This window comes from Gottfriedia luciferensis, assembly GCF_001712755.1.
Lineage (GTDB): Bacteria > Bacillota > Bacilli > Bacillales > Bacillaceae_G > Gottfriedia > Gottfriedia luciferensis_B.
This window is the reverse complement of sequence record NZ_MDKC01000034.1, coordinates 228,890-253,878: the sequence shown is the minus strand read 5'-3', so window position 1 is coordinate 253,878 and position 24,989 is coordinate 228,890. Positions and strand designations below refer to the sequence as shown.

Below are 24,989 nucleotides of genomic sequence, written 5' to 3'. Positions count from 1 at the left end.
TTATTATTCTTAGGAGTGTATGAAAATGATCGCAAAAATTGTGCAAACACAAAGTCAGGAGCAAGATCGTCCATTTTGTGCATATCTATATGACCTAACAAAATTACGAAATCATGTAAATTCATTAATGACAACTCTTCCTTCAAGCTGTCGATTATTTTATGCAATAAAAGCAAATTCAGATGTAATGATTCTTAAAGCATTGGCACCAATTGTGAATGGTTTTGAAGTAGCCTCGTTAGGAGAAATTGAAAAGGTAAGAAATATTGATCGTACTATACCAATTCTATTTGGCGGCCCTGGAAAAACACATCATGAAATTGAAATGGCAATAGAGTATGGAGTAACCTTGCTTCATGTTGAAAGCTTACATGAAATAAAACTCGTTAATTATATAGCAATGCAAAAAAAAGTCTCCGTTTCAATATTATTACGAGTTAATTTACGTCACTCTGTACCGTCAGCTAAATTAAAAATGGCTGGAGTGCCAACACAATTTGGTATTGATGAGACAGAAATAGATATGGCAATTTCCTTAATAGAAGGATTACCCAACTTAGAATTACAAGGGTTCCATTTCCATGCCATGTCGAATAATACTGATTCAAAATCGCATGCTTCTTTTGTAGATCATTGCTATGAATTGACAAAAAACTGGAGTAGCAAGTGGGAGTTAGACATTAAATATGTAAATGTTGGTGGAGGAATTGGTATTAATTACTTACAGTTAGATAAGCAATTTGATTGGGAAGATTTTACGGAACAATTGGAAAAAGTACTTGAAAAACATAATGACAAAAGTTGGAATACTTTATTTGAGTGCGGTCGGTATATTACTTCTTCCTGTGGCTATTACGCAGCGGAAGTTCTAGACATTAAACAAAATCACGGTGAGTATTTTTGTATTCTACGAGGTGGAAGTCATCATTTAAGACTTCCTGCAGCTTGGAAGCAAAGCCATCCATTTACCGTCATCCCAGTAGAAAAGTGGCCATATTCTTTTGAAAGACCTGAAGTTATCGATGAAAAGATTACAGTAGCAGGAGAACTTTGTACACCAAATGACGTATTAGCTAGAGAAGTCATCATTTCTAAATTACGGGTAGGAGACATTTTGTTATTTAGCTATGCGGGAGCGTATGGCTGGGCGATCTCACATCATAATTTTCTAAGTCATCCACATCCAGAACGAATTTATTTAGACCGTGATTCTTTAATTAAACAGTATGGCTTTGTAAATGAAGGAATGTCTTTTGAGGCGAAAACTTAAAAAATTGATTATCGACTGAACTGGGGAACTTTTCCTCAGTTTTTTTTATTTAGTCGAATGTTGATATACACATTAGAAATAATTAATAAAAATATAATTGACTATTACTTGAAATACCCTTATTATCAAGAGGTGATAATGATTATCATTTATATTTAAGGGGAAATTCAACGATGAAGCAGGCTCTTATTAAAATAACTTTAACAGCTTTACTATTATTAGTTTTACCGTTTAAAACCTTTGCTGCAAGCCCTGAAGAGGATTTAACACATGCAAATTCTTTTGTAGAAAGTGCAATTCAATCTGCACAAAAAGGAGATTTTAAATCTGCTGAGCAGGAATATAAAAAATTTAATGACGAGTGGCTTGATAAAGAGGATGGAATAAAAAATAAATCGATTGAAGCATATGGCAAAATCGAGGAAGCTATGGGAATGGTTCAGTATAACCTAGCACAAAAAACAGTGAATCAAAATGCACTAGTAACTGCACTTAAAGAATTAGAAGGGGTAAATGAAAAGTTTATTTCTCATCAGTTCGCTAGTTCAAAATTAGATTCAAAAAGTACAGGTAGTGTTGAAGATTTAATCGAAATATTAAACAAAGCTTTAGCAGATTTAAAAGATAATAATGTATCAGGAGCAACTTCGGAGATTGATCAATTTAGAAAATCTTGGATCAATATTGAAGGTGTTGTATTAACACAATCTCAAACAGTTTACACGGATGCTGAAAGAGATATGGTTACGTCCTATGCAATGCTTACTGCTAAAACACCAGATGTAAAAGCGGCTACAAAAACAATTACTGATATGCGTGATTATTTATTACCGTTAGCATCTAAAACTAGTTATACAATGATTGATGCTATTACAATCTTACTTAGAGAAGGTTTAGAAGCATTACTAGTAGTAGTTGCATTACTAGGATTTATTAAAAAGTCTGGACAAGAAAAGAAAAGTAAGTGGATCTGGTTTGGCGTTGGTGCTGGATTAGGCGTCAGCATCATACTAGGTGTCATTGTAAATATTTTATTTTCAGCAGGTACTTTTGGAAGTAACAACTTCTTAATCGCTGGCTGGACTGGAGTATTTGCTGCTGTCATGCTTTTATATATGAGTTATTGGTTACATAGCAAATCTAATACAAAGCAATGGCAACAGTATATTAAAACTAAGAGTGATCGAGCATTAAATACTGGTAGCTTATTATCGTTATCAATTCTTGCGTTTTTAGCGGTTTTTCGTGAAGGAACTGAAACTGTATTATTCTTTATTGGAATGGCGTCATCAATTAAACTGTCGTCATTATTAATAGGAATTGGTTTAGGCTTCGCAATTTTAGCAATCCTAAGCTTCTTAATCTTAAAGGTTGGACTGAAAATTCCAATGAGACCGTTTTTCCTTGTCTCAAGTATATTAATGTTCTATTTATGCTTTAAATTTGCCGGCATGGGTATTCATGGTTTACAACTTTCTGGATTACTTCCAGCGACACAAGCTCCTATTCCAACAATTGATTTCTTTGCGATCTATTCAACTTGGGAGAGCTTTATACCTCAAATGATCTTGTTATTAATAGCTTGTATTGCCGTAATATATAATAGATTCTCAAATAAAAACAATAAAAAAAGTAGTAAAAACTCAGGGGGAACTAAAAATGTTATCTAATAAAAAACTAGTCGCAGCAATGGCATTAGGACTATCTTTAACTTTATCTGCATGTGGAACGAAAACAGACGATGCAATTAAAACTGGTTCTGATGATATGATCAAAACGATTTCAGAATTAAAAACACAAATTTCAAATAATGATGAAGCAAAGGCAAAAGATAGCGGAGAAGCCCTTGAAAAATCATGGGAAAAATTCGAAGACTCAGTAAAAGATAAAGACAAATCACTTTATGAAAAAGTAGAAACGCCACTTCATATTATTGAAGCAGGAGTAAAGGTATCTCCATTGAATGCAGATACACTTAACCAAGCTGGTGACGAATTAGAAAGCGTATTAAAAGAAGTTAAAGACTTAAAATAATAAAGAATTAATTAATCATTGTTTTCAAAAAAGCCTACATAGAATTTTCTTTGTGGGTTTTTTCTTGTTTTTTTTGCTCGGTTTTGGAATTTTTTTCTTAGGTAAACCTTTTCATAAAAGCAGGTAGACAATTAACTAGTATTGACTTAAGATAAAGATATTGATAAAGATTATCATTATTGATTGTTTATATATAATAAGTTTTGATCCGGGGGAATCACTTATGTTACTTTCAGAATTAAAAAAAGGCGAAAAAGCAAAAATAACAGATTTGTCATCACTAGCTGATGCAGTGAAGAGACGTCTTTTAGATTTAGGGATAAGTGAAGGGTCTATGGTCTGCCTACAATGTACAATGCCATTTAAGGGACCTTGTATGATAGAAAATTGTGGACAATCACTTGGTATTCGATTTCTAGATGCATCGGGGATAAAGGTAGAAAAAATATGTTAAATATAGCGCTTATTGGAAATCCAAATACAGGAAAAACTTCTCTATTTAATAATTTAACAGGTACATACCAATACGTAGGAAATTGGAGTGGGGTTACCGTTGAAAAAAAGGTAGGGACTATTAAAAATAAACTTGGAAATCTAATTGATTTACCAGGTATCTATTCTCTAAGCCCTCTTTCAAAAGATGAGGCCGTTGTTTCACATTTTTTTGTAAATGAAACATTTGATGGAATGATTAATATTGTTGACGCTGCTCAATTAGAGAGAAATTTAATGCTCACACTTCAACTTCTAGAGTTTAATAAATCAATGATTATTGGTCTAAATATGGTTGATGTTGCTAAAAGGAGAGGAATTTCAGTTGATCCTTCTAGTATCTCAAAGATATTACAAGTACCAGTTATTCCAATTGATGCTAGATCGGGTAAGGGAACAAACGAGGTAAATGAATTATTAGAGACAATTCCTCAATCTGAAGTTGAGTTTGAAATTGATTATGGATTAATTATTGAAGAAGGTATTAAAAATATTATGACTCTATTACCTTCAACTTTATCTATTCCTAAAAGATGGACTGCAATACAAATCTTAGAGGGCAATAAAGAGGTAATAGAATTTATAGCTTCATCCTACGATTTTAGTAAAATTGACCAAGTAATTAAAACAACAGAGGAACAATTAAACAGTGAACAAGGTGTCTCACCTTCAAAATGGATTTATTCTGTAAGAAAAGAAGTCATTTCAAATTTAATTGGTAGATCCGTGGAGAAAGAATCTAATGAAGCAGTTACGTTAACTGATCGAATTGATCGATTTGTGACACACCCAATATTGGGTATTCCTATTTTCCTAGTGACAATGTTTTTAATGTTTAAGCTTACTTTTGATTGGTTGGGCTTACCCTTATCTGACGCATTAGATGGGTTTTTATCTGGACCTATAACAGACTGGCTAACAAACGGCTTAAATGCAATACATGCATCTGGTTTTATAAAAGCAGTTGTTCTTGATGGTATTGTTGCCGGTGTTGGTGGAGTTTTAGTCTTTGTTCCACAAATTTTTATTTTGTTTTTACTAATATCATTCCTTGAAGATTTTGGATATATGTCGCGAGCGGCTTTAGTAATGGATCGTTCGATGGAAATGGTTGGTTTAACCGGAAAGGCATTTATTCCAATGATTATTGGATTTGGTTGTAATGTACCTGGAGTTATGGCAGCTAGAACGATTGAACAGCCTAGAGAGAGACTACTCACGATTTTGTTAACACCATTAATGTCTTGTTCGGCACGTTTGCCGGTATATGCACTATTCGTTGGCGCTTTTTTTGCGAAAAATCAAGCAATAGTTGTTTTTTCACTGTATATACTCGGAATAGTTGTTGCATTAGTACTAGCTAAGGTCTTTTCATCTACTATATTAAAAGGTGAGTTTTCATTATTTGTTGTAGAACTCCCACCATACCGTATGCCACAAGGTAAAGCTTTGTTTAGAAGCACATGGGATAAAGGTAAAGGATTTATTCGAAAAGCAGGTACGTTTATTTTTGGTGGTTCTGTAGTAATCTGGTTATTATCTTATATGGGACCAAGTGGTTTAGGTGTTTCAATGGATGATAGCTTTTTAGCAATGATTGGCGGAATACTTACACCAATACTTGCACCGTTAGGGTTCGGGACATGGCAAGCAGGTGCTTCTTTACTAACAGGATTTTTGGCTAAAGAGGTTGTTGTATCTGCCATGAATATTATCTATCACGTGTCAAATGCAAATTCTTTACAAGGAATATTGTCGACACAGTTTTCTGCACTTTCTGCATTTAGCTTTATGGTATTTGTCTTATTGTATGTACCATGTCTTGCAACTGTTGCGACAATTCGTAAAGAAACAGGTTCAGCTAAATGGACGTATTTCTCAGTTGGATATGCACTAGTTATTGCGTATATCTTAGCGCTAATTATCTATCAGGTTGGAAGTCTATTAGGCTACTAAAGAAAGGGGTATCTACTTATGATTGTCAATATTATAATAGGAGCTCTTATTTTTGGATATGCAGGTTGGACACTTTTACGATATATAAAGAAAACAAAAAAAGGTAAATGTGGTTCTTGTTCAATCGCAAAAACTTGTAGTTCAAATTGTGATACAAATTATTCAAAATAGAAGTATAACGTAAACTAAAAAGATAAAATTTAAAGTAATCTGTCTAAATACTTGAATAAAGTAGAAGGATTAATTAAGATGATAAAGTAATTTACTTTAATAATTGAATAGTACTAGGGGTGCCGTAAATGTTCGGCTGAGATTAAGACACATAAGTCTTTGACCCTTTAACCTGATCTGGATAATGCCAGCGTAGGAAAGTGAACGGTAGAATACATATTTTGTATTCATAACATTGATTTGTTCGAGCACAAGTCCTTATGGGATTTGTGCTTTTTTGTATTTAAAATCAAGTTTCATCTTCTATCTGTAAGATCAAAGAGTTCTATTCATGAAATAGGGGGAAGAGAATTGAAGAAAGTATTAACGATAGCAGGCTCTGATTCAAGTGGTGGTGCAGGTATTCAAGCTGATTTAAAGACATTTTCAGCTCATCGTGTTTTTGGAATGAGTGTAATTACAGCAGTAACTGCTCAAAATACGCAAGGAGTGTTTGCAGTACAAGATATGACACCAGAGATTATTGCTAGTCAGTTAGATGCAATTTTTACTGATATTGAAGTAGATGCTGTAAAAATTGGAATGGTATCTCAAATAGAGACGATTAAAGTCATTGCTGAGAAATTAAAGCAATATAAACCAAAGCAAGTCGTGGTTGATCCAGTTATGGTTTCAAAAAGCGGATTTGACTTATTAAGTCCTGATGCAAAGGAAGCTTTAATTAAAGAATTGATTCCGTTAGCAACGGTTATTACGCCAAATCTTCCTGAAGCAGAAGTTATTACTGGAAGAAAAATTACAACCATTGAAGAGATGAAGGAAGCTGCTACTCAAATTCATTCATTAGGTGCTAAAAACGTCCTTGTAAAGGGTGGTCATCTAGAAGGTGAAGCTACTGATATTTGTTTTAATGGTGAGGAGTTTACAAGCTTTAATAGCGCTAGAATTAATACAATTAATACTCACGGTACAGGTTGTACTTTATCTTCAGCTATTACATCTAATTTAGCAAATGAACTTGAATTAATTGAGGCAATTAGAGAGGCAAAAAACTATATAACATTAGCAATCCAACATTCTTTTTCGATTGGAAAAGGGGTAGGTCCTGTACATCATTTCTACTCGTTGTATGAAAAGGCAGGAGTACAACATGTCTAATCCAAATGCAAAAATGACGAAGTGGAACTTTACAACATTATGGTTTGGTGCGGCAGTTTCTGTAGCAGAAATTATGACGGGTGCCCTAGTAGCACCACTAGGTTTTAAGAAAGGTTTGACCGCCATTTTAGTAGGGCATTTACTTGGAACATTATTACTTATCTTAGGTGGGGTCATTGGTTCTCAGCAAAGATTATCGGCCATGGAATCTACAAAAATTTCATTTGGTAATTATGGTAGCTATTTGTTTTCGATTTTAAATGTTTTACAGTTACTAGGCTGGACAGCAATTATGATTTTAACAGGAGCTCGCTCAATCAATTTAGTTACAATAAAGGATTACGGGTTTGACCACCTATGGGTTTGGTGTTTAGTAATTGGAGTATTAATAGCAATCTGGTTGTACTTTGGACAAAATGCTTCAAAAAAACTAAATAGTTTAGCTGTTTGTTTATTGTTTGTTTTAACAATTGTACTTTGTTTTGTCATTTTTAAAAGCGATAAAATCTTAACACAACCAAGCACTTCTGGATTATCTTTTGGTGAAGCCGTTGAATTATCAGTGATTATGCCATTATCGTGGATTCCATTAATTAGTGATTATACTCGATTTGCAAAGACAACAAAGGATGGTGCAATCGGTAGTTTTATAGGCTATATGTTTGGTAGCTCTTGGATGTATATTATTGGGCTTGGCGCAGCATTAGCATTTAATCAAGTAGACCCGGTTGCTGTTTTAATGAGTGCAAATCTAGGATTATTTGCAGTTGGTATTGTCGTCTTAGCGACTGTTACAACGACTTTCATGGATGCTTACTCTGCAGGAATATCAGTTACAACCATTTTTCCAAAGCTAAATGGAAAACATATTGCCCTTATCGTTACAGCTATTGGAACGTTATTGGCCGTTATTTTCCCTATTGAGAAGTATGAAGGATTTTTATATACAATTGGTTCATTTTTTGCGCCGTTATATGCAATTTTATTAACGGACTATTTTATTCTAAAAAGAACAAGTATAAGTAAATCGTTGAAGATTGATTGGATCGCATTTATTACATGGATTTTAGGCGTTTTTATTTATCGTAAGTTCGTACAATTAGACTTCTTCCTTGGAGCTACTGTTCCAAGTATGATTTTAATTTGTGTCATTTATATTGTTGTTCAATTTGTTATTAATAAGCTTGTTCGAAAGCAAATCGGGGGAGAAAAAAATGTTAACTATGAATGAAATGAGTCAAATTCTTGAAAGCGTAAAAGAGAAAAAGCCTTTAGTTCACCACATTACAAATTATGTAACTGTAAATGACTGTGCAAATATGGTGTTAGCTCTAGGTGGATCACCAGTTATGGCAGATGATTTAGCCGAAGTAGAAGAAATGGTATCTTTTGCATCAGCTCTTGTTATTAATATTGGAACATTAAATGAAAGAACAATTCAATCAATGATTAAAGCTGGTAAAAAAGCTAATCAATTAGGCGTACCAGTTATATTAGATCCCGTTGGAGTAGGGGCAACAACTCTACGTACAGAAACGACTGCTAAATTATTGAAAGAAGTACGTTTTGCCGTAGTTCGTGGAAATATGTCAGAAATTAAAATGATTGCTGGCTTAAATGTACAAATTAAAGGTGTTGATTCTGTAGCTGGTGAAGAAGACGGTGTTGAAATAGCAAAATCTCTTTCAGCGAAATTAGGCTCAGTAGTTGCAATTACAGGTGCGGTAGATATTATTGCAGAACAAGACCGAGTATGTACCATTTCAAATGGAGATAAAATGCTAGCTGATGTAACTGGAACTGGATGTATGAGTACATCATTAATCGGAACTTATGCTGGTGCAACGAATGATTATTTCCTTGCTGCAGTTTCAGGAATTACTACAATGGGACTATGTGGAGAGCTCGCTAAAGCTCGACTAACTGAAGGGCAAGGAATCGGTACATTTAAAGTAAACTTATTTGATGAGGTATCTAAAGCTTCTGTTGATACACTTCTAACAGGAGGAAAAATCGAATGGCTATAACAAAAAGTAAAATAGATTATAAGCTTTATTTAGTAACGGATCGAGATGTATTAGGATCAAGGGATTTAGTTCAATCTGTTGAGGAAGCAATTAAAGGTGGAACAACAATCGTACAAATAAGAGAAAAAAATTGTAGTAGTCTAGATTTTTACAAAATCGCTATGCAAGTAAAAGAAGTAACTTCAAAATATAATGTACCATTGATTATTAATGACCGTTTAGATATCGCTTTGGCGATAAAGGCTGATGGATTGCATATCGGTCAAGAAGACTTACCTTTAACTGTGGCTAGAAAGATTGTTGGAGAAGATATGATTATTGGTGTATCTGCATCAACATTAGAAGAAGCAATGATTGCACAGGAACAAGGTGCGGATTATGTTGGAATTGGTTCAGTGTATCCGACGAGTACAAAACTAGATGCAAAATATTTAGCGCCAGATGAGTTGCGAAGAATACGTGAGGCAGTAAAAATTCCAATCGTGGGGATCGGCGGTATTAATGAAAAAAATGTTTCAGAATTAATGGAAACAAATATTGATGGTGTTGCAATTGTTTCTGCAATTTTAGGGAAAGAAGATATTAGATCGGCGGCTGAACATTTGAGTATGCTGGTTAATAAATAATAAATTACTGGGGTTGTCTATTACATCGTTATTTGATGGATAGGCGCCCTTTTTATTTATCCATATTTATAAAAATTAAATGTGTCCATAGCCTATTTTCAAAAAAAGACTTATTTTCATTAACATACCGACAGTCGGTACATAATATAATTTTATAGAAACACAAACCGTCAGTCGGTCTTTAAATTCAGATAGCTCATTTAGAATGGAGGTATCGAAGTTTGCTATTACGTAGGTATTTGTCACCTTTATATTTGTCACTCCTCTAATCTCACTCAAACAAACTCTCTATTTAAAAAATAAATCAAAGGGATGATTATATGTCTAAAAGTATGTATGTCATTTTCACATTAGTAATTAACGGTATTTTACCTTGGGTTATTTATGTAGTGTTATCAGACTATATGAGCAGTCTTTTAGCTCTCTCGATCGCAATGCTACTTCCATTAGTAGATAATGCAGTTCATCTGTGGAAGTATAAGAAACTTGATGTTTTTGGTGGATTAATGCTTTTTACCATTGTTCTGACACTTTTATTAGTTTTCCTAGGTGGTAGTGAAAAGATTTTACTTGTAAGAGAATCATTAATAACTGCTTCAGTCGGAATAATCTTTTTAGTTTCGCTCTTATTTAAACGCCCTTTAATATTCTACTTAGGAATGCGATTTATTCAAAACAATCGTTTCGCAGAAAACTGGAGTATAAGATATTTTCGTTTTGTTATGCGATTAATGACTTTTGTCTGGGGAATTATGCTACTAGCAGAAGCAATCGTTCGGGTAATTATGGTTTATAATCTATCAACTGAAAGATATCTATTTTTCTCAAATTATGTTCTTTATGGATTTATTGGTGCTGCAATTTTATGGACTATTATTTATCGAAGAAAGTCAGCAACAAGGCTTCAAGAAATTAAATCACAGTTAACAAAGTAATCTATAAAAGGAGTGCAGTAGAGATGGAAATTATTCCTATTCAAAAGGCACATCAAAAAAGTGTCTTAAGCCTTTATAAAACTGTCACGAAGCATTTGCTTAGTATGAATAATGATCAGTGGAATTTACTTTATCCGAATGTTTTCGTTATTCAAAGTGATTTAAGTAATCATAATTTATACGGTATAGTAGAAAATCACGTCATTATTGGAGCTGTAGTACTCGACGAAAACCAGAGTGAAAAGTATAAACAAATAGATTGGAATGACAAAAATGGAAACCCTGTCTGTATACACAGACTTGCTGTAAGTCCCCATTACCAAGGAAGAGGAATTGGAAAATTACTATTAAATTATGTGGAACATTTGGCAATACAAAGAGGCTATACAAGCATTAGATTAGATGTTTATTCTGCTAATGAAGGGGCAGTAGGGATGTATACCAAATATGGTTACGTCAAAAAGGGAGAAATCGAATTTCCTTTACGAAAATACCCATACTACTGTATGGAAAAGCAATTAAATAGATAACAATGGATTTACCACAGGAGGTAAACATGAAAGAAAATCCACAGCTAAATTCAAGTTTTCAATTGATATTATCAGCTACAGAACAGCTCATCGAGGAAAAGGGCTGTAGACAAACAACGATGCAAGATATTATTGGTCGAACAGGACTTTCTAAAGGGGCCATTTATCATTATGTTACTGGAAAAGATGAACTGTTTGGATTGATATTGAAAGCCCGCACTGAACAAATAAATACAAAGTTTTTTGAAATCGTTTCGAAAGAAGAAACAGTAGGGATTAATGACCCACTCAATGTAATTGCAAACGGCGTAGCGAAACATTCGACAGAGCATGATGTAACGAATAAAATTTTCATTTACTTACTAGGTCGCATGGATAATCAGAAGGTTGAAGAAATCTTAAAAGATGTATATTCACATAGTTTAGCGATATCAACAAAATGGATCGAAGTAGGGCAAGAGGAAGGTGCAATTCCTTTAGTAGTTAATGCAGAAAAAATGGCTTCTATATTTCTGACATTTATGTATGGTTTGCGTGTTCAAAGTACTGTAAATAAGGACAGTTCTAATTTAAATATGGGGGATATATATCAAGTTATGTTCCGTTCTTTGCAGTAGCCAATAATGTAAATAGTGTCCTAAATTATTGGGTTTAAGCTAGAATTAAAAAAGGGACCAACGTAGGCCCTTTTGTTTTTCATTATTTACTTAACATCATGAAACCATAGGAGTAAATAGATTTTCCTCTCTTTTGCACTTGGTTCATAACCTCTTTTATACCAGTGATTTCTTGTTGGGATTCTTGTTTCCCTGTTAGAAGACTGTATACATCTATTGTGTACTTTTCGCTTTTTGGATTAAATCTAAAATAATAAACATGATCATCTTGGAAGTAAACTTGCTCGTTATAACCAACTTTAGTTTTATCAGCATCAACAAATGAGAATTTTTTTTGAATTTGTTCTGTTTTTGTATTAAATGTATAAACATCACCTAGACCATCAACGAAATATAACTCATCCTTGTAGAGGTATGCAGATTGCCTAACATTAAATACGATCGTTTCAATTATGTCGTCCACTCCCGCATAATGTACAAGTGGAAAGATATCTTGTTTTTTTGTTTGTTTATGTACCCTTATTAAAAGGTCGTCTTTATTATGGTCATCTGTTGTAGCGCCCATAATAAAATAAAAATAATTTTGATCAGCTAACACTTCCGATTCTGCAGCTACTTCATTAGGAGTTTCAATCTTAGCTAGATCCTTTACATCAAATTTATTATCGAGGATTACTTCTTTTAACACAAACACTTTTGGCTTAGTTTGATCGTTCGCCAAAACGTATACATTGTCTCCTACAACGCCAGAAGACACAAGGTAATTAGGTATGGTACCTGTTTTAAATCCATTTTCATTTCCATAGCGAACATCAGAATCATATCCGCCTTTTTTATTAAATCCCGTATTATAAATGCTAAAGAATAAATCTTTACCTGGTAAATAACCGGAGCGCTCTCCCGTATACTGACTTTTCTTTAAATGAAAATCCTCATACTTCCCACCTAAAAGTTGTATTCGATTTTTATCCTCTATAAAGACTTGATTCGTACTTTTAGTGATATTCCCTAACTCTAAACCTTCCATTTTAATACTGTTCGCTTGCCCTTTCTCATCAACGAACATCGCATAACTCATACCATCATCATTTGAATCTTGATCAGCAGTAGTTGAAAAGTAAATTACAGCTCGTTTATCTTTTAAGAAATCAATATTTGTCATTTCATCTTCTTTTACTGAAACCTTTTCACTTGGGTCCCATGCGTACACATAAAAACTATATCCTCCACTTAAAATGAGTGCCACTATTAGGGTTGATAGTATAATTTTTAATTTCATAATTCCTCCAACAGATATTAGTAATAAATGGGAATAGCGAATATGTTAAATATTCGCTATTCCCATACTTACACCTTTTTATCCTATGTATAATATCTTATAATGTTTTAACTTTAGTAGTATCCTTTGCATCACGTACATCTCTCGGATATACTCCAAGTCCTTTATCTACGTCAAGGTCTAAACCTGCTTTTTCTTTAAAAGCAGACCAAACTAATTTAGAGCAGTTTTTTGCTCCACTAGTGCTTGTTTGACGGTTTGTAGCAAAATTGTAAGAATAATCTTCTCCTAATTCACCGTATGCCCAGTTAGCTGCAGCATCTCTTTTAGCCTGTGTAGTATTAACTGACTTAATAACAGCTCCTGTATCTACCTTTCTAGAACTAGATGAAATCGTACGTACTCCTTTGTCTGGAATAGACTCTACAATTGTAGTAGTTGTATAGTACATTCCAACATGACCATGATTTAAGTATGCCGTTTGTGAATCTGTATAATAGAAATTTCCTTTAGTACTTGAGCCAATTATAACCGTACCACCGGAACCTCCTAGTGGTTTAATAACATTTGATCGCTCCTTACTAGCTTTTGCTTTATCAGCGGATAATTCTTTTTTCATTTGTGCTAGTACATCGTCTACTGACATATGTTGAGTTCTAGCAACCTCTTTTGCATCTTTCAAAATTTGAGTAGTAGTTAAGCCTTTTTCAAATTTAGAAACTTCTGAAACTAAAGCATCTGTTTTTGAAAGTTTTATTGCTGCTGCAAAAGTAGGATTTTGAACACCTAAAGCTAGTAACGCTCCAATTGAAATTCCTAAAACATTCTTCATTTTCATTCTATCACCTCGTAGATGTTGTTTCTTAATTAAGAACAAGGAGTCATTCTCATTAAGAACATTTTCTATTATAATTAGTATTTTTTAATAAAACTACCATTTTATTCTAATAAAGTAATATTTTACCATTTTTAATTTTCGCTATTATGTATTAAGAATTGGTTAAAAAGTAGTAGTAAATGAAAGATACTTTTCATTTATAGTAAAAATAAACCGTTTTTAATAGATTCGTATCAGTTTTTTTAATTGATTTAAACAATATTAGAGCAACTTGCTATTTTTCCATTTGAAAAATCAACAGTTGTGCCATTTTTAGTGTGTAATACCTTAACTGGTATGGGTAACTTTTCATCTTAATTGCATTTTTAACGAATTTAATTGTAGTTTTGATGATTTTAATTGTAGTTTTGATGATTTTAATTGCAGATATCGTTATTTTAATTGCAGTATTGCCATTTTTATTTGTAGCTCGCCTTTTATTTGCACTGATGAACAGCTTAATTGCACTCCTCTGAGACTTATTTGCACTAAGAACAGCTTAATTGCACCCCCTCTAAGACATATCTGCAACTCACCATTCAATAGAAATTCAGACTACATCCCCACGATCCTCCCACTTTTCCTAACATTTCCTTTCTTGTCTCAATTTGTCGAACATAGATTAAAGGAAAATGGTAGAAAATATCGAATATTATCAATTGTAAGACTAAAATATTTATTTCTTATACACGAAATATGAGACTCCACTGCTATGTGCTGCAGTTGGAGACATTCTTACGTTTTTTAAAACGTACCTAAATATTAAAAGGAGAGTGACTAACACATGGATTTTTTATTATCTAAAGAACAGCAAATGATTCAAGAAATGGTACGAGATTTCGCAGCGAAGGAAATTGAGCCTTTTGCAGAGGAACTTGATCGTGATAGCAAATTCCCAATTGAAACGTTCAAAAAAATGGGTGAATTAGGTTTATTAGGAATTCCGTTCCCTGAAGAGTATGGCGGTAGCGGTGGCGATACAATTAGTTATGCGTTAGCTGTAGAGGAAATAGGACGTGCATGTGGAGGAACAGGTTTAAGTTTTGCTGCAACTTGTTCATTAGGTGCTTCTCCAATTTACTATTTTGGTACAGAGGAACAAAAGCAAAAATACTTAGTTCCAATGGCACAAGGAAAAACGCTTGGAGCTTTCGGTTTAACTGAGCCAAATGCGGGTTCTGATGCTGGTGGGACACAAACAAAAGCAGTATTAGACGGTGATGAGTATGTGATTACTGGTGAAAAATGCTGGATTACAAATGCTCAGTATTCTAACACAATTATCGTAACTGCTTATACTTCTATTGATGAAAAAGGAAAGAAAAATATTTGTGCGTTTATCGTACCAACTGATTCAGAAGGATTAACAATTACAGATCCTTACGACAAGATGGGTGTTCGTGCTTCTAATACGACACAAATTGTATTAGATGGCGTACGTGTTCCAAAAGATAATATTCTTGGCAATCCTGATAAAGGTTTTGGCCAATTCTTATATACATTAGATGGTGGTAGAATTTCAATTGCAGCACTTGCTGTAGGAATTGCACAAAAGGCTTTTGATAAAGCATTAGTATATGCAAAAGAACGTAAACAATTTAAACAACCTTTATCTAGTTTCCAAGCTATTCAATTTAAATTAGCTGATATGGCTATGGGAATTGAGTTAGCAAGAAATATGGTACACAAAGCTGCATGGTTAAAAGACAATGGAAAACCGTTTACGAAAGAAGCGGCATTCGCTAAGTTATACGCATCTGAAATCGCTTCCAAAATTGCGAATGAATCATTACAAATTCATGGTGGATATGGCTACATGAAAGAGTATGGCATTGAACGTTTAGTGCGTGATGCTAAGTTACTTGAAATTGGTGAAGGTACATCAGAAATTCAACGTATGGTAATTGCACGTCAATTAGGATGCCGATAAGGAGAGAGAATATGATCAAAATACTTATTGCAAACCGCGGGGAAATCGCATGTAGAATTATCGAAACATGTAAAAAGCTTCGTTATCAAACTGTGGCAGTTTACTCAGATGCTGATAAAGAAAGTTTGCATGTTAAGTTAAGTGATGAAGCTTTTTCTTTAAAAGGGAATCATACAAAAGATACGTATTTAAACGCTGATTTAATTATAAAAATTGCAAAAGAAAATAATGTAACAGCCATTCATGCAGGATATGGCTTCTTATCAGAAAATAGTGATTTTGCTAGAAAATGTAAAGAAGCGGGCATTTTATTTGTTGGTCCTAAGCCAGAGCATCTAGAGATGATGGGCGAAAAAATTAGAGCTAGACAAATAATGGAACAATTAAACATTCCATTAATTAAAGGAAATTCTCACCCAATTCAATCAGTTGAAGAAGCAAGAGAAATAGCAGAACAAATTGGCTATCCTGTTATGTTAAAAGCTTCTAGTGGTGGCGGCGGAATTGGTATGAAGTTAATCGAAAACGAAGCACAGCTAGAAAAAGAATTTTTAACAACACAAACGAGAGCTCTCCAATTTTTTGCAAATGATGATGTATTCATTGAAAAAGCGATTATTAAACCGAGACATATTGAAGCACAAATCGCTGCTGATACTCATGGCAACGCTGTTTTCTTATTTGAAAGAGATTGTTCAATTCAAAGAAGAAACCAAAAAGTTGTTGAGGAAGCACCATCACCATTCCTTTCTCCACAAGGTAGAAAGAAACTTGAAGAATATGCCCTCACAATTGCTAATCAAATGAAATATGTAAACGTGGGAACAATTGAATTTTTAGTTGATGAAAAAGAAAATATTTACTTCTTAGAAATGAATACTAGATTACAAGTTGAGCACGGTGTAACAGAAGGAATTACAGGAATTGATCTAGTTGAATGGCAGTTCCGTATCACATTTGGTGAAACACTTCCAATTCGCCCAACTCATGTAGAAATGAATGGTCACTCTATCGAAGTAAGAGTGTATGCTGAGGATCCTAAAACTTTCTTCCCATCGCCAGGAACAGTTCATCACTGTAACTTCCCAGAGGAGATTGGTGTACGTATTGATACACATCTTTATGATGGATGGGTTGTATCACCATTTTATGATCCACTATTAGCGAAAGTAATTGTTACGGCTAATACAAGAAAAGAAGCAGTAGTTCAACTGCACAATTATCTTAAAAAGGTAGAAATTGAAGGTATTAAAACAAATCTGCCGTTTTTGATTGATATTCTTTCAACGAATGCATTCCAAGAAGGCGACTATACAACAAGTTTTATTAGCGAATATCAAAAAGTGAAATGAGGTAATTAAAAATGGAAAACTTAACTGCAATGATGGCTGGAAGCGTATGGAAATGTCTTGTATCTGTAGGAGACGAAATTAGTAGTGATCAAGATTATGTAATCTTAGAATCTATGAAAATGGAAATTCCGCATGCTGCTCCTTATAAATGTAAAGTCGTAAATGTGTTCGTTAACGAAGGCGATTTTGTAAACGAGGGCGACTCTTTAATTCAAGTTGAAAAACTAGGTTAGGAGTTATTAGTGATGAAGCTACCTCAATCGGCTTTTATAAGAGAAGTAGGTCCACGTGATGGTTTGCAAAATGAAAAACAGTTTGTTTCCACTGAAAAGAAGCTTGAGTGGATCAATTTATTAGTAGAGAGTGGTTTGTCTTATATAGAAGTTTCATCGTTTGTGAGACCAGACTGGATTCCTCAATTAAGTGACTCGGTAGATCTATTTACGAGACTTAAGAAAAAAGATGGGGTTACTTATGCAGCTCTTGTTCCTAATAAAAGAGGGTTAATGAGTGCATTTGAAGTAGATGCAGATGAAATTAATTTTTTTGTTTCTGCTAGCGAAACACATAATTTAAAAAATAAAAACGCGAGTACCGAGCATTCAATGAGCGATATTCGCTCAATGATTACAGAATGTAAAAATAATAAAAAGACTACTAGAGCATATATTTCAACTGTATTTGGTTGCCCATATGAGGGTGCTGTAGACCAAATGAAGGTGATCAATCTGGCAAACCAATTACTAGATTGTGGAGTAGATGAAATTTCCTTAGGCGATACAATTGGAATTGCTAATCCGCTTCAGGTAAATCAATTTTTAGAAAATCTAGTTAAAGAAGTACCAGTTAATCGAATTGCAATGCATTTCCATGATACATATGGTCGTGCTATTGCAAACCTATATACTTCTTTACTATTTGGAATTGAAAAATTTGATTCATCAAATGGTGGACTAGGTGGTTGTCCATATGCACCAGGAGCTAGTGGTAATGTAGCTACGGAAGATGTTGTTTCATTACTTCATAATTTAGGTATTACAACTAATGTGGATGAAAAGAAACTTCATCAAGCTACTTCATATATCTCTGAACAAATGAACTTAAAACCAGTTAGTAAGCTATTTTCCGTATGGAATGGTTCAAAGGAGAGTATTTAAATGGAATCAAGTTTATTAGTAAGTGATATCGGTCATATTAGAATTCTTACTTTAAATCGTACAAATGCAGCTAATTCATTATCACGTGAGTTACTAGATGCTCTTCATGGACAAATGGATGAGTTAAAGAAATCTTCTGTGCGTGCTGTCATATTTACTGGTAGTGGATCATCTTACTTCTGCAGTGGTGCTGATTTAAAAGAAAGAAGAGGCATGACTGAGAGTGAGGCTCGAGAAACTGTAGAAAAAATCGGGACACTTTTTGAAAAAGTGGAAAGATTACCTATGCCAACAATAGCAGCAATCAATGGAGTTGCCCTAGGTGGAGGACTTGAACTTGCTTTAGCGTGTGATTTAAGAATTGCTCATAAAGAAGCAATTGTCGGTTTACCGGAGACATCTTTAGCGATTATTCCGGGTGCTGGTGGTACACAAAGACTTCCACGTTTAATTGGACTTGGGAGAGCGAAAGAACTAATCTTTACTGGCAAACGTTTAAATGCACATGAGGCTGAAGGCTACGGCATTCTAGAACATGTTGTTGAAATAGATGAATTACAAAATAAGGCGCTTGAAATATGCGAAACAATCGCAAGTAAAGGTCCTCTTGCAATCCGTGCAGCAAAAAAGGCAATTCAACGCGGTTTCGATCTTCCATTAGATTTAGGACTAAGATTAGAAACTTATGAATATGAAACTTTACTGCATACAAACGACCGTATGGAAGGTTTAGTAGCATTTCAAGAAAAGCGTAAGCCGCAATATAAAGGAGAGTAATTGCATGTCAAACGAAGCAACATATCAAGCTCGAAAAGAACAAATACTTTCTGGTGGGAAAGAAAAATATCATGAGAGCAATGCCAAAATTGGTAAGCTCTTTGCAAGAGAAAGAATTAATCAACTTTTAGATAAAGACAGTTTCGTGGAAGATGGTTTCTTTGCGAACTGTATGAATGACGAATTTCCAGCAGATGGCATCGTAACAGGTATTGGTAAAATTGATGGCCGTACTGTATGTGTAATGGCGAATGATTCAACTGTAAAAGCAGGTTCATGGGGCGAAAAAACAGTAGAAAAAATCATCCGCATTCAAGAAACATGTTTAAAAATGCTAGTACCACTAATTTATTTAGTGGATTCTGCAGGAGCACGTATTACGGATCAAGTATTCATGTTCCCTGGTAGACGTGGTGCTGGACGTATATTCCACAACCAAATTAAGCTATCAGGTCAAGTACCTCAAATCTGCTTATTATTTGGACCTTCTGCTGCAGGGGGAGCTTATATTCCTGCATTCTGTGATTCAGTATTTATGGTTGAAGGTAATTCTTCAATGTACTTAGGATCACCTCGTATGGCTGAAATGGTAATTGGTGAAAAAGTTACACTCGAAGAAATGGGTGGAGCTAGAATGCACTGTTCAGTTTCAGGCTGCGGAGATGTATTGTGTGAGTCAGAAGAAGAAGCAATTGCGAAGTTAAAAGATTATTTATCTTACTTACCAACTAATTTCAAGCAAGGGGCTCCTATTGTTGAGGCTAAAAATCCTGTTCAAAAGGAAAAGTCTTTAGCAGAAATTATACCAAGCAATCAAAACGTACCATTTTCTATTTATGAATTTATCGACCGAGTAGTTGATGAAGATTCATTCTTTGAAATTAAAAAGCTATTTGCACCTGAACTAGTGACTGGTTTTGCTAGATTAGATGGACGTAGTGTAGGAATTATTGCTAACCAACCGAGAGTTAAAGGTGGCGTATTATTCCATGATTCAGCGGATAAAGCAGCTAAATTCATTAATTTATGTGATGCTTACCATATTCCTTTATTATTCTTAATGGATGTACCTGGTTTCATGATTGGTACTAAAGTAGAGCGTGCAGGAATTATCCGCCATGGTGCAAAAATGCTTTATAGCATGAGTAATGCATCTGTTCCAAAAATCTCAGTTATCGTTCGTAAAGCTTATGGTGCTGGACTATACGCAATGGCTGGCCCTGCATTTGAAACAGACTGTGTCATTGCATTCCCATCTGCTCAGATCGCTGTAATGGGTCCTGAAGCAGCAGTAAACGCAGTGTATGCAAAGAAAATTGCAAGCTTACCAAAAGAAGAACAAGCTGCCTTTATCCAAGAAAAACGTAAAGAGTATGCTGAAGATATCGATATTTACCGCTTAGCATCTGAATTAGTAGTAGATGTAGTTATTCAACCAGAAGAGCTACGTACAGAGCTAATTAAACGTTTTGCTTATTACTCAGAATCATATGAAACTCCTGCTACGAAAAAGCATGGTGTTTATCCGGTATAAGTTATAGAGAAACAGCCCAAAACATAGGGCTGTTTTTTTTATTGATATTAAATGAGGTAATCTACTGTCGTCACTTAGTCAATCTGTCAAAGCCTAAAGGGGGAATAAATGAATTAAACAAACGTTTGATTCATCATTTCCTTGTAGATTAATAGATATATTCAATAAAATTTTAGATTTAGAGGTAATTTATATATTATTAAGAAATTATAATAATAATGGAAGTAGTTTATTAAGCTGTTACTAAAAGGGGGGAAGTTAAATGAGTAAATTAGATCAAAAGCTAAAAGAATGGCACAAACAGAACTTACTAGATGAAGACTCTTTAAATCGAATACTAGAATATGAAAGGCACCGAACGAAAGCTGAAAAGCAATCGTTTTTAGGGGATATTGTGCCATTTTTAATTGCATTACTTGTAGCATTTGCAATTTTAGCGCTTGTGGGCAGTAACTGGAACGACTTTAGCCAAACTATGAGATTAGTCATTATTTTTGTAACACTATTGGTTTTCCATACAGTTGCATTTATAAGCTATCAAAAGGGTAAAGAGTTGTTTGGGCATTGTTTAAACTTTATTAATGTAATTGGATACGCATGTGCTTTCGTTTTAATTGTACAAATGTATCAATTTTCTAGTGATAGTCCAGTATTTCTAATTACTTGGACGTTGCTCGCGTTTCTTTACTATTATGTATTAAAGCATAATATGTTCTATTATCTTTTCTTAGGAATCGGATTTTTTAGTTTGAGCTATAGTGCTGGAATAGAAACGGCACATGTTTATCTACTTCAATTTCCATTGTTACTTTGTTCAATTTATTTCTTGAGATTAATGCAGAATCGATGGAATACCAGCTTTAATTACACATTTCTAGGCTATATTATCATTATGTTTTTCCAGACATTTTCAGATCGCCAATATATGATGCCAATTATTCTAGTAGTGTTTATTCTTTGGTATTTAAATGAACGTGGAATTATTGATTATATACTACTACCTGTATTTACTATATTCATATGGCTATTCACATTTTTCACTTCATTATTCGGAGGATCATATGATGCAGTTCACGAGTTACAAAAGGAATTTTCTCATGGATTTTTAAAGCCAATTGCAGTGCCACTGTTTAATACGATTATTCTATTAATCCTTTTACTAGCAATCTATACTGTGTACAAGAAGTGGAAGGACCATGAACCGTTTAATAATTATCTTTGGATCTTCTTATTCATATTCTTATTACCGATACTAGGGGTTCAAGATAAATTAGCTAATATGATCGTAGGCGTACTAATATTATTTGCTTATTCATGTATCCGTTTATTTAAAGGTGTTTCAGGTCAGGAAAAAGGAAGCATCATTATAGGTTTTATTACATTTGCCTCACTCGTTATTGGAATTTATACAGGATTTGCCGTTTCATTTATAAGTAAGTCAATTGTGTTTATCATCCTTGCAGTAGTTCTATATTTTGTCTATACCCAATCGAAAAAAGCAAGAGGTGATGAACATGCAAAATAAGAAGAAATTACTTTTACTTTCAATAATTCAATTTGTTTTATTACTAGCTTTACTTGGCAACATTATGTACTTTAAGCAGTCAGCAGATACGTTTAAAATAAAGTCAGAAAGTTTGGATCCAGTAGAACCTTTATTAGGGCATTATGCGGCTCTATCTTATGATTTTGACTCAATAACAATGAAGAATTGGAAAGGTGAAGCTAAACCAAAAGAAGGGGAAAAAGTTTATATTGTCTTTCAAAAGGGACAAAACGATATTTATCAATTTGATTATGTAACCGATCATCGTCCAAAACATTCAAAATACATTAAAGCAACTATTCAATACACATATATTGCTGAAGAGGAAGAAATTGTAATCAACCATAATCTAGGTCGCTTTTATATTCCTGAAAGCCAAATGGACAAATACAATCAAGGCGGAACTAAGTATATTGTTACAGTCCAACAAAAAGGAGATCGATCAGTCGTTAAAGCTGTTGATGTTCAATGAAAATAACCTTTTAATATAAAAAAGAGCTCACATCATAAGAGTGAGCTCTTTTTGTATTACGCTGAAATTTCATCACGTTTTAATAAATTAGCTTTTGCTAAACGTTTTCCAATAATAACACCTAATGCAGATGCTACATAGGCTTTAACTAATCCAAGAATAATGAATGGATAAAATCCGAAAGCCATTGCATCGTGCCAGCTTAGAGAAGCTGCAATTTTTAACCACACAGTACCAAAAATTAACGTTACAAACATTCCAATTGTGTTTGCAATCATTGCATTTAAAACTGTGAACTTAGTTTTTTCAATATAGTAAGCGATGATGAAAATAGTTGGAATAAATCCAATTAAATAACCACCCGTTGAACCCACTAGTACGCCAAACCCCGCAGCACCACCTGCGAAAACCGGAATTCCGATCGCACCAAGTGCTAAATAAAGAAGTAACGAGATTGTTCCGTATTTTTTACCTAAAATTGTAGCTGCTAAGCCGATTGCTAAAGTTTGACCTGTGATTGGAACAGGAGAAAAGGGCAAAGGAATAGATACTTGAGATAGAATACCAATAATTGCTGCAAATAAAGCTGAATTAATAAGCATTTTTAATCTTTCTTGTTGCATTACAAAATCTCCCTCTCTTTATGTTAACTTATTTAATTTGTTAGTTAACATATTATAAATTAATTATATTTTATATAAAAAGATTGTCAATATGTTCAAATTTAAAGAGAGTATTGCTTTAGGAAAATGTCTAATCCCCAATTAAATAAAAAAAGAGTAATTCGAATTCGATTACTCTCCTTTCAAAACTATAATTTTTTTCCCGAATAATTTAATTAATAGCGAGTTCTTTTAATTAATTTGATTACACCATAAATAATTCCAGCAATCATTAAAATTGCAACTGGTAAAACTACAACCATTCCTAACATAAGTTCTCCTAAAATAAATAATTGGATAAATAATCCTAAGTAATTAAGTATACAATACCAAATATTTCCAAACGGTTCAATATTCGAAAGAAACTTATTAATTATTAATCTGTAAAAACTCTGTAAACTAATCGACCAATTATGAGCTTGTAATTTTAGCTTGCAGTATGTTTGCTCAAACACCGATACCAAATGTTAGTTAACTCAATAAAAGGTATCTATACATTTATTAGTGAAGTTAGTAAATGTGTCGGGGAAAAACTTTGTTAATATAATATCTTTTCTTTTCTTTTCTTTCAAAAAGATGAAGCTGATAAAATAAGTGTGAATTTTCAACGGGAAATTAAGTAAATATTAAAGGGCGAAAATATTTGGCATGAATAAGATTATGGTACTAGTAAATAACCTATATAATAGACTTATCGTTTTATTGATTGACAAATCCTTGTTTAGGCTAGACAGAAAAAGTGTGGTACTACTATAAAACGAGATGCGTAATTAATATTTAGTTTGTGAGTCTAAAGTATATATTTCTAATTAGGTATTTCTATAGGTAAGGGTTTTGATTATATTGAAATAATAAAAACCTCAAAAAAAACAAAAGATAAAAAGTGTTGACATTTACGAAAAATAGGAATAAAGTATGTATTAATTGAATCGCGAAAAGCAATGATAGGAATTTTAGTAGTGGAGTTTTCCCTGTAACAGAGAGCTGGTGGTTGCTGCAAACCAGTACATAGAACACATGAATTACGATCCTAGAGCATCTTCCTCGAAACAAATAGTGAGGGGAAGACGGTGAAGAGCCGTTATGAAATGAAGATATTAGTATTGTTTTTAATACTAATAATTTAGGGTGGTACCGCGAATAGACTATTTCGTCCCTACTGTGCAAACAGTAGGGACTTTTTTATTTTAAGAAAATAATTTAATTAAATAATAAGCAATGAGTGGAACGAAAGTAGTGAAGTTTTCCCTGTGACAGAGAGCTGATGGTTGGTGCAAATCAGTACATAAAACGACATGAATTACAGTCCATGAGCATCTTCTTCGAAACGAATAGTGAGGGGAAGACGGTGAAGAGCCGTTATGAAATGAAGATATTAGTAAGTTTTAGTAAAACAGCTAATAACTAGGGTGGTACCGCGAATTTAAAGTTCGTCCCTACTGTGCAAACAGTAGGGATTTTTTTATGTGCAAAAATCTTGGATGCATGTATAGATGTAACGGAATAAGCTACAAGAGTGGTAAGAGCTTAGAGGAAAAACAAGCTTGTCTTGTTTTGAGTTGTCTAGTTCCAGGCGTTAGCCCCTCG

The 24,989-nt window shown here is 33.7% G+C and carries 24 protein-coding genes, 1 riboswitch and 2 other annotated features; of the genes, 21 read left to right on the top strand and 3 right to left on the bottom strand.

Features of this window, described 5'->3' with window-relative positions:
• Positions 1 to 25 precede the first annotated feature (25 nt).
• The 13 genes from BED47_RS19235 to BED47_RS19175 all read left to right on the top strand — a co-directional run bounded on the left by BED47_RS19235 (position 26) and on the right by BED47_RS19175 (position 11,816).
• Entirely contained in the window at positions 26 to 1,270 is a 1,245-nt protein-coding gene (locus BED47_RS19235; protein WP_069034959.1) for a type III PLP-dependent enzyme, read from the top strand.
• A 173-nt stretch (positions 1,271 to 1,443) separates the two neighbouring features.
• Complete coding sequence (locus tag BED47_RS19230) at positions 1,444 to 2,940, top strand: FTR1 family iron permease (RefSeq protein ID WP_025568319.1); 1,497 nt, start codon at positions 1,444 to 1,446, stop codon at positions 2,938 to 2,940.
• The gene (locus tag BED47_RS19225) at positions 2,930 to 3,304 is read left to right on the top strand and encodes a hypothetical protein (protein WP_025568318.1); all 375 of its coding nucleotides are present in this window, start codon (positions 2,930 to 2,932) and stop codon (positions 3,302 to 3,304) included. Before BED47_RS19230 ends, BED47_RS19225 begins: the two co-directional genes overlap by 11 nt.
• A 223-nt stretch (positions 3,305 to 3,527) precedes the next feature.
• Positions 3,528 to 3,758 carry a FeoA family protein gene (locus tag BED47_RS19220; RefSeq protein WP_069034958.1) on the top strand — a complete coding sequence of 77 codons (231 nt, stop codon included), beginning with the start codon at positions 3,528 to 3,530 and terminating at the stop codon, positions 3,756 to 3,758.
• Positions 3,752 to 5,752, top strand: a complete 2,001-nt coding sequence (feoB, locus tag BED47_RS19215) for a ferrous iron transport protein B (RefSeq protein WP_069034957.1) — start codon at positions 3,752 to 3,754, stop codon at positions 5,750 to 5,752. Before BED47_RS19220 ends, feoB begins: the two co-directional genes overlap by 7 nt.
• A gap of 18 nt (positions 5,753 to 5,770) precedes the next feature.
• Positions 5,771 to 5,923, top strand: a complete 153-nt coding sequence (locus BED47_RS19210; RefSeq protein WP_025568315.1) for a FeoB-associated Cys-rich membrane protein — start codon at positions 5,771 to 5,773, stop codon at positions 5,921 to 5,923.
• 105 nt (positions 5,924 to 6,028) lie between these two features.
• Positions 6,029 to 6,139, top strand: a riboswitch (TPP riboswitch).
• 135 nt (positions 6,140 to 6,274) lie between these two features.
• Positions 6,275 to 7,081 carry a bifunctional hydroxymethylpyrimidine kinase/phosphomethylpyrimidine kinase gene (gene thiD / locus BED47_RS19205; RefSeq protein WP_069034956.1) on the top strand — a complete coding sequence of 269 codons (807 nt, stop codon included), beginning with the start codon at positions 6,275 to 6,277 and terminating at the stop codon, positions 7,079 to 7,081.
• On the top strand, positions 7,074 to 8,312 hold the full coding sequence (cytX, locus tag BED47_RS19200; RefSeq protein WP_084006989.1) for a putative hydroxymethylpyrimidine transporter CytX: 1,239 nt from the start codon (positions 7,074 to 7,076) through the stop codon (positions 8,310 to 8,312). The genes thiD and cytX overlap by 8 nt, the downstream gene beginning before the upstream one ends.
• On the top strand, positions 8,296 to 9,108 hold the full coding sequence (gene thiM / locus BED47_RS19195) for a hydroxyethylthiazole kinase (protein ID WP_069034954.1): 813 nt from the start codon (positions 8,296 to 8,298) through the stop codon (positions 9,106 to 9,108). Before cytX ends, thiM begins: the two co-directional genes overlap by 17 nt.
• Positions 9,099 to 9,734: a thiamine phosphate synthase gene (gene thiE, locus BED47_RS19190; protein WP_069034953.1), complete on the top strand. Its 636-nt coding sequence runs from the start codon at positions 9,099 to 9,101 to the stop codon at positions 9,732 to 9,734. The genes thiM and thiE overlap by 10 nt, the downstream gene beginning before the upstream one ends.
• Positions 9,735 to 10,054: 320 nt before the next feature.
• Entirely contained in the window at positions 10,055 to 10,669 is a 615-nt protein-coding gene (locus tag BED47_RS19185; RefSeq protein WP_025568310.1) for a VC0807 family protein, read from the top strand.
• 23 nt (positions 10,670 to 10,692) lie between these two features.
• Positions 10,693 to 11,199 carry a GNAT family N-acetyltransferase gene (locus tag BED47_RS19180; RefSeq protein WP_069034952.1) on the top strand — a complete coding sequence of 169 codons (507 nt, stop codon included), beginning with the start codon at positions 10,693 to 10,695 and terminating at the stop codon, positions 11,197 to 11,199.
• Between the two features lie 26 nt (positions 11,200 to 11,225).
• Positions 11,226 to 11,816 carry a TetR/AcrR family transcriptional regulator gene (locus BED47_RS19175; RefSeq protein WP_025568308.1) on the top strand — a complete coding sequence of 197 codons (591 nt, stop codon included), beginning with the start codon at positions 11,226 to 11,228 and terminating at the stop codon, positions 11,814 to 11,816.
• A gap of 82 nt (positions 11,817 to 11,898) precedes the next feature.
• Here the strand turns inward: BED47_RS19175 and BED47_RS19170 are convergent, their stop codons facing one another.
• Entirely contained in the window at positions 11,899 to 13,095 is a 1,197-nt protein-coding gene (locus BED47_RS19170) for a hypothetical protein (protein ID WP_025568307.1), read from the bottom strand.
• A 97-nt stretch (positions 13,096 to 13,192) separates the two neighbouring features.
• Positions 13,193 to 13,933 carry a YiiX/YebB-like N1pC/P60 family cysteine hydrolase gene (locus BED47_RS19165; RefSeq protein ID WP_025568306.1) on the bottom strand — a complete coding sequence of 247 codons (741 nt, stop codon included), beginning with the start codon at positions 13,931 to 13,933 and terminating at the stop codon, positions 13,193 to 13,195.
• 823 nt (positions 13,934 to 14,756) lie between these two features.
• On the opposite strand from BED47_RS19165, the gene BED47_RS19160 reads away from it, so the two are divergent.
• The 8 genes from BED47_RS19160 to BED47_RS19125 all read left to right on the top strand — a co-directional run bounded on the left by BED47_RS19160 (position 14,757) and on the right by BED47_RS19125 (position 22,740).
• On the top strand, positions 14,757 to 15,902 hold the full coding sequence (locus tag BED47_RS19160; protein ID WP_025568305.1) for an acyl-CoA dehydrogenase family protein: 1,146 nt from the start codon (positions 14,757 to 14,759) through the stop codon (positions 15,900 to 15,902).
• Positions 15,903 to 15,913: 11 nt separating this feature from the next.
• Positions 15,914 to 17,254: an acetyl-CoA carboxylase biotin carboxylase subunit gene (locus BED47_RS19155; protein WP_069034951.1), complete on the top strand. Its 1,341-nt coding sequence runs from the start codon at positions 15,914 to 15,916 to the stop codon at positions 17,252 to 17,254.
• An 11-nt stretch (positions 17,255 to 17,265) separates the two neighbouring features.
• Positions 17,266 to 17,487: an acetyl-CoA carboxylase biotin carboxyl carrier protein subunit gene (locus tag BED47_RS19150; protein WP_025568303.1), complete on the top strand. Its 222-nt coding sequence runs from the start codon at positions 17,266 to 17,268 to the stop codon at positions 17,485 to 17,487.
• Positions 17,488 to 17,499: 12 nt separating this feature from the next.
• Positions 17,500 to 18,411: a hydroxymethylglutaryl-CoA lyase gene (locus BED47_RS19145; protein ID WP_069034950.1), complete on the top strand. Its 912-nt coding sequence runs from the start codon at positions 17,500 to 17,502 to the stop codon at positions 18,409 to 18,411.
• Positions 18,412 to 19,188: an enoyl-CoA hydratase-related protein gene (locus tag BED47_RS19140; RefSeq protein ID WP_025671249.1), complete on the top strand. Its 777-nt coding sequence runs from the start codon at positions 18,412 to 18,414 to the stop codon at positions 19,186 to 19,188.
• Positions 19,189 to 19,192: 4 nt separating this feature from the next.
• On the top strand, positions 19,193 to 20,722 hold the full coding sequence (locus tag BED47_RS19135; protein WP_069034949.1) for an acyl-CoA carboxylase subunit beta: 1,530 nt from the start codon (positions 19,193 to 19,195) through the stop codon (positions 20,720 to 20,722).
• A 262-nt stretch (positions 20,723 to 20,984) separates the two neighbouring features.
• Complete coding sequence (locus tag BED47_RS19130) at positions 20,985 to 22,247, top strand: DUF2157 domain-containing protein (RefSeq protein ID WP_025568299.1); 1,263 nt, start codon at positions 20,985 to 20,987, stop codon at positions 22,245 to 22,247.
• Entirely contained in the window at positions 22,237 to 22,740 is a 504-nt protein-coding gene (locus BED47_RS19125) for a GDYXXLXY domain-containing protein (RefSeq protein WP_069034948.1), read from the top strand. The genes BED47_RS19130 and BED47_RS19125 overlap by 11 nt, the downstream gene beginning before the upstream one ends.
• A 56-nt stretch (positions 22,741 to 22,796) precedes the next feature.
• On the opposite strand, the gene BED47_RS19120 is transcribed toward BED47_RS19125, so the two are convergent.
• Positions 22,797 to 23,363 (bottom strand): biotin transporter BioY, encoded by a 567-nt coding sequence (locus tag BED47_RS19120; protein WP_069034947.1) that lies wholly within the window; start codon positions 23,361 to 23,363, stop codon positions 22,797 to 22,799.
• Between the two features lie 971 nt (positions 23,364 to 24,334).
• Positions 24,335 to 24,563: a binding site (T-box leader), on the top strand.
• Between the two features lie 48 nt (positions 24,564 to 24,611).
• Positions 24,612 to 24,843 (top strand) — a binding site (T-box leader).
• Positions 24,844 to 24,989: the final 146 nt, after the last annotated feature.

Coding starts and splice junctions, on each gene's coding strand:
- BED47_RS19155 (WP_069034951.1), top strand. CDS start 15,914: ATGATCAAAATACTTATTGCAAACCGCGGGGAAATCGCATGTAGAATT.
- BED47_RS19140 (WP_025671249.1), top strand. CDS start 18,412: ATGGAATCAAGTTTATTAGTAAGTGATATCGGTCATATTAGAATTCTT.
- BED47_RS19175 (WP_025568308.1), top strand. CDS start 11,226: ATGAAAGAAAATCCACAGCTAAATTCAAGTTTTCAATTGATATTATCA.
- BED47_RS19165 (WP_025568306.1), bottom strand. CDS start 13,933: ATGAAAATGAAGAATGTTTTAGGAATTTCAATTGGAGCGTTACTAGCT.
- BED47_RS19130 (WP_025568299.1), top strand. CDS start 20,985: ATGAGTAAATTAGATCAAAAGCTAAAAGAATGGCACAAACAGAACTTA.
- BED47_RS19235 (WP_069034959.1), top strand. CDS start 26: ATGATCGCAAAAATTGTGCAAACACAAAGTCAGGAGCAAGATCGTCCA.
- BED47_RS19135 (WP_069034949.1), top strand. CDS start 19,193: ATGTCAAACGAAGCAACATATCAAGCTCGAAAAGAACAAATACTTTCT.
- BED47_RS19180 (WP_069034952.1), top strand. CDS start 10,693: ATGGAAATTATTCCTATTCAAAAGGCACATCAAAAAAGTGTCTTAAGC.
- BED47_RS19225 (WP_025568318.1), top strand. CDS start 2,930: ATGTTATCTAATAAAAAACTAGTCGCAGCAATGGCATTAGGACTATCT.
- BED47_RS19160 (WP_025568305.1), top strand. CDS start 14,757: ATGGATTTTTTATTATCTAAAGAACAGCAAATGATTCAAGAAATGGTA.
- BED47_RS19210 (WP_025568315.1), top strand. CDS start 5,771: ATGATTGTCAATATTATAATAGGAGCTCTTATTTTTGGATATGCAGGT.
- feoB (WP_069034957.1), top strand. CDS start 3,752: ATGTTAAATATAGCGCTTATTGGAAATCCAAATACAGGAAAAACTTCT.
- thiM (WP_069034954.1), top strand. CDS start 8,296: ATGTTAACTATGAATGAAATGAGTCAAATTCTTGAAAGCGTAAAAGAG.
- BED47_RS19150 (WP_025568303.1), top strand. CDS start 17,266: ATGGAAAACTTAACTGCAATGATGGCTGGAAGCGTATGGAAATGTCTT.
- cytX (WP_084006989.1), top strand. CDS start 7,074: ATGTCTAATCCAAATGCAAAAATGACGAAGTGGAACTTTACAACATTA.
- BED47_RS19230 (WP_025568319.1), top strand. CDS start 1,444: ATGAAGCAGGCTCTTATTAAAATAACTTTAACAGCTTTACTATTATTA.
- BED47_RS19220 (WP_069034958.1), top strand. CDS start 3,528: ATGTTACTTTCAGAATTAAAAAAAGGCGAAAAAGCAAAAATAACAGAT.
- BED47_RS19120 (WP_069034947.1), bottom strand. CDS start 23,363: ATGCAACAAGAAAGATTAAAAATGCTTATTAATTCAGCTTTATTTGCA.
- BED47_RS19170 (WP_025568307.1), bottom strand. CDS start 13,095: ATGAAATTAAAAATTATACTATCAACCCTAATAGTGGCACTCATTTTA.
- BED47_RS19145 (WP_069034950.1), top strand. CDS start 17,500: ATGAAGCTACCTCAATCGGCTTTTATAAGAGAAGTAGGTCCACGTGAT.
- BED47_RS19125 (WP_069034948.1), top strand. CDS start 22,237: ATGCAAAATAAGAAGAAATTACTTTTACTTTCAATAATTCAATTTGTT.
- thiE (WP_069034953.1), top strand. CDS start 9,099: ATGGCTATAACAAAAAGTAAAATAGATTATAAGCTTTATTTAGTAACG.
- BED47_RS19185 (WP_025568310.1), top strand. CDS start 10,055: ATGTCTAAAAGTATGTATGTCATTTTCACATTAGTAATTAACGGTATT.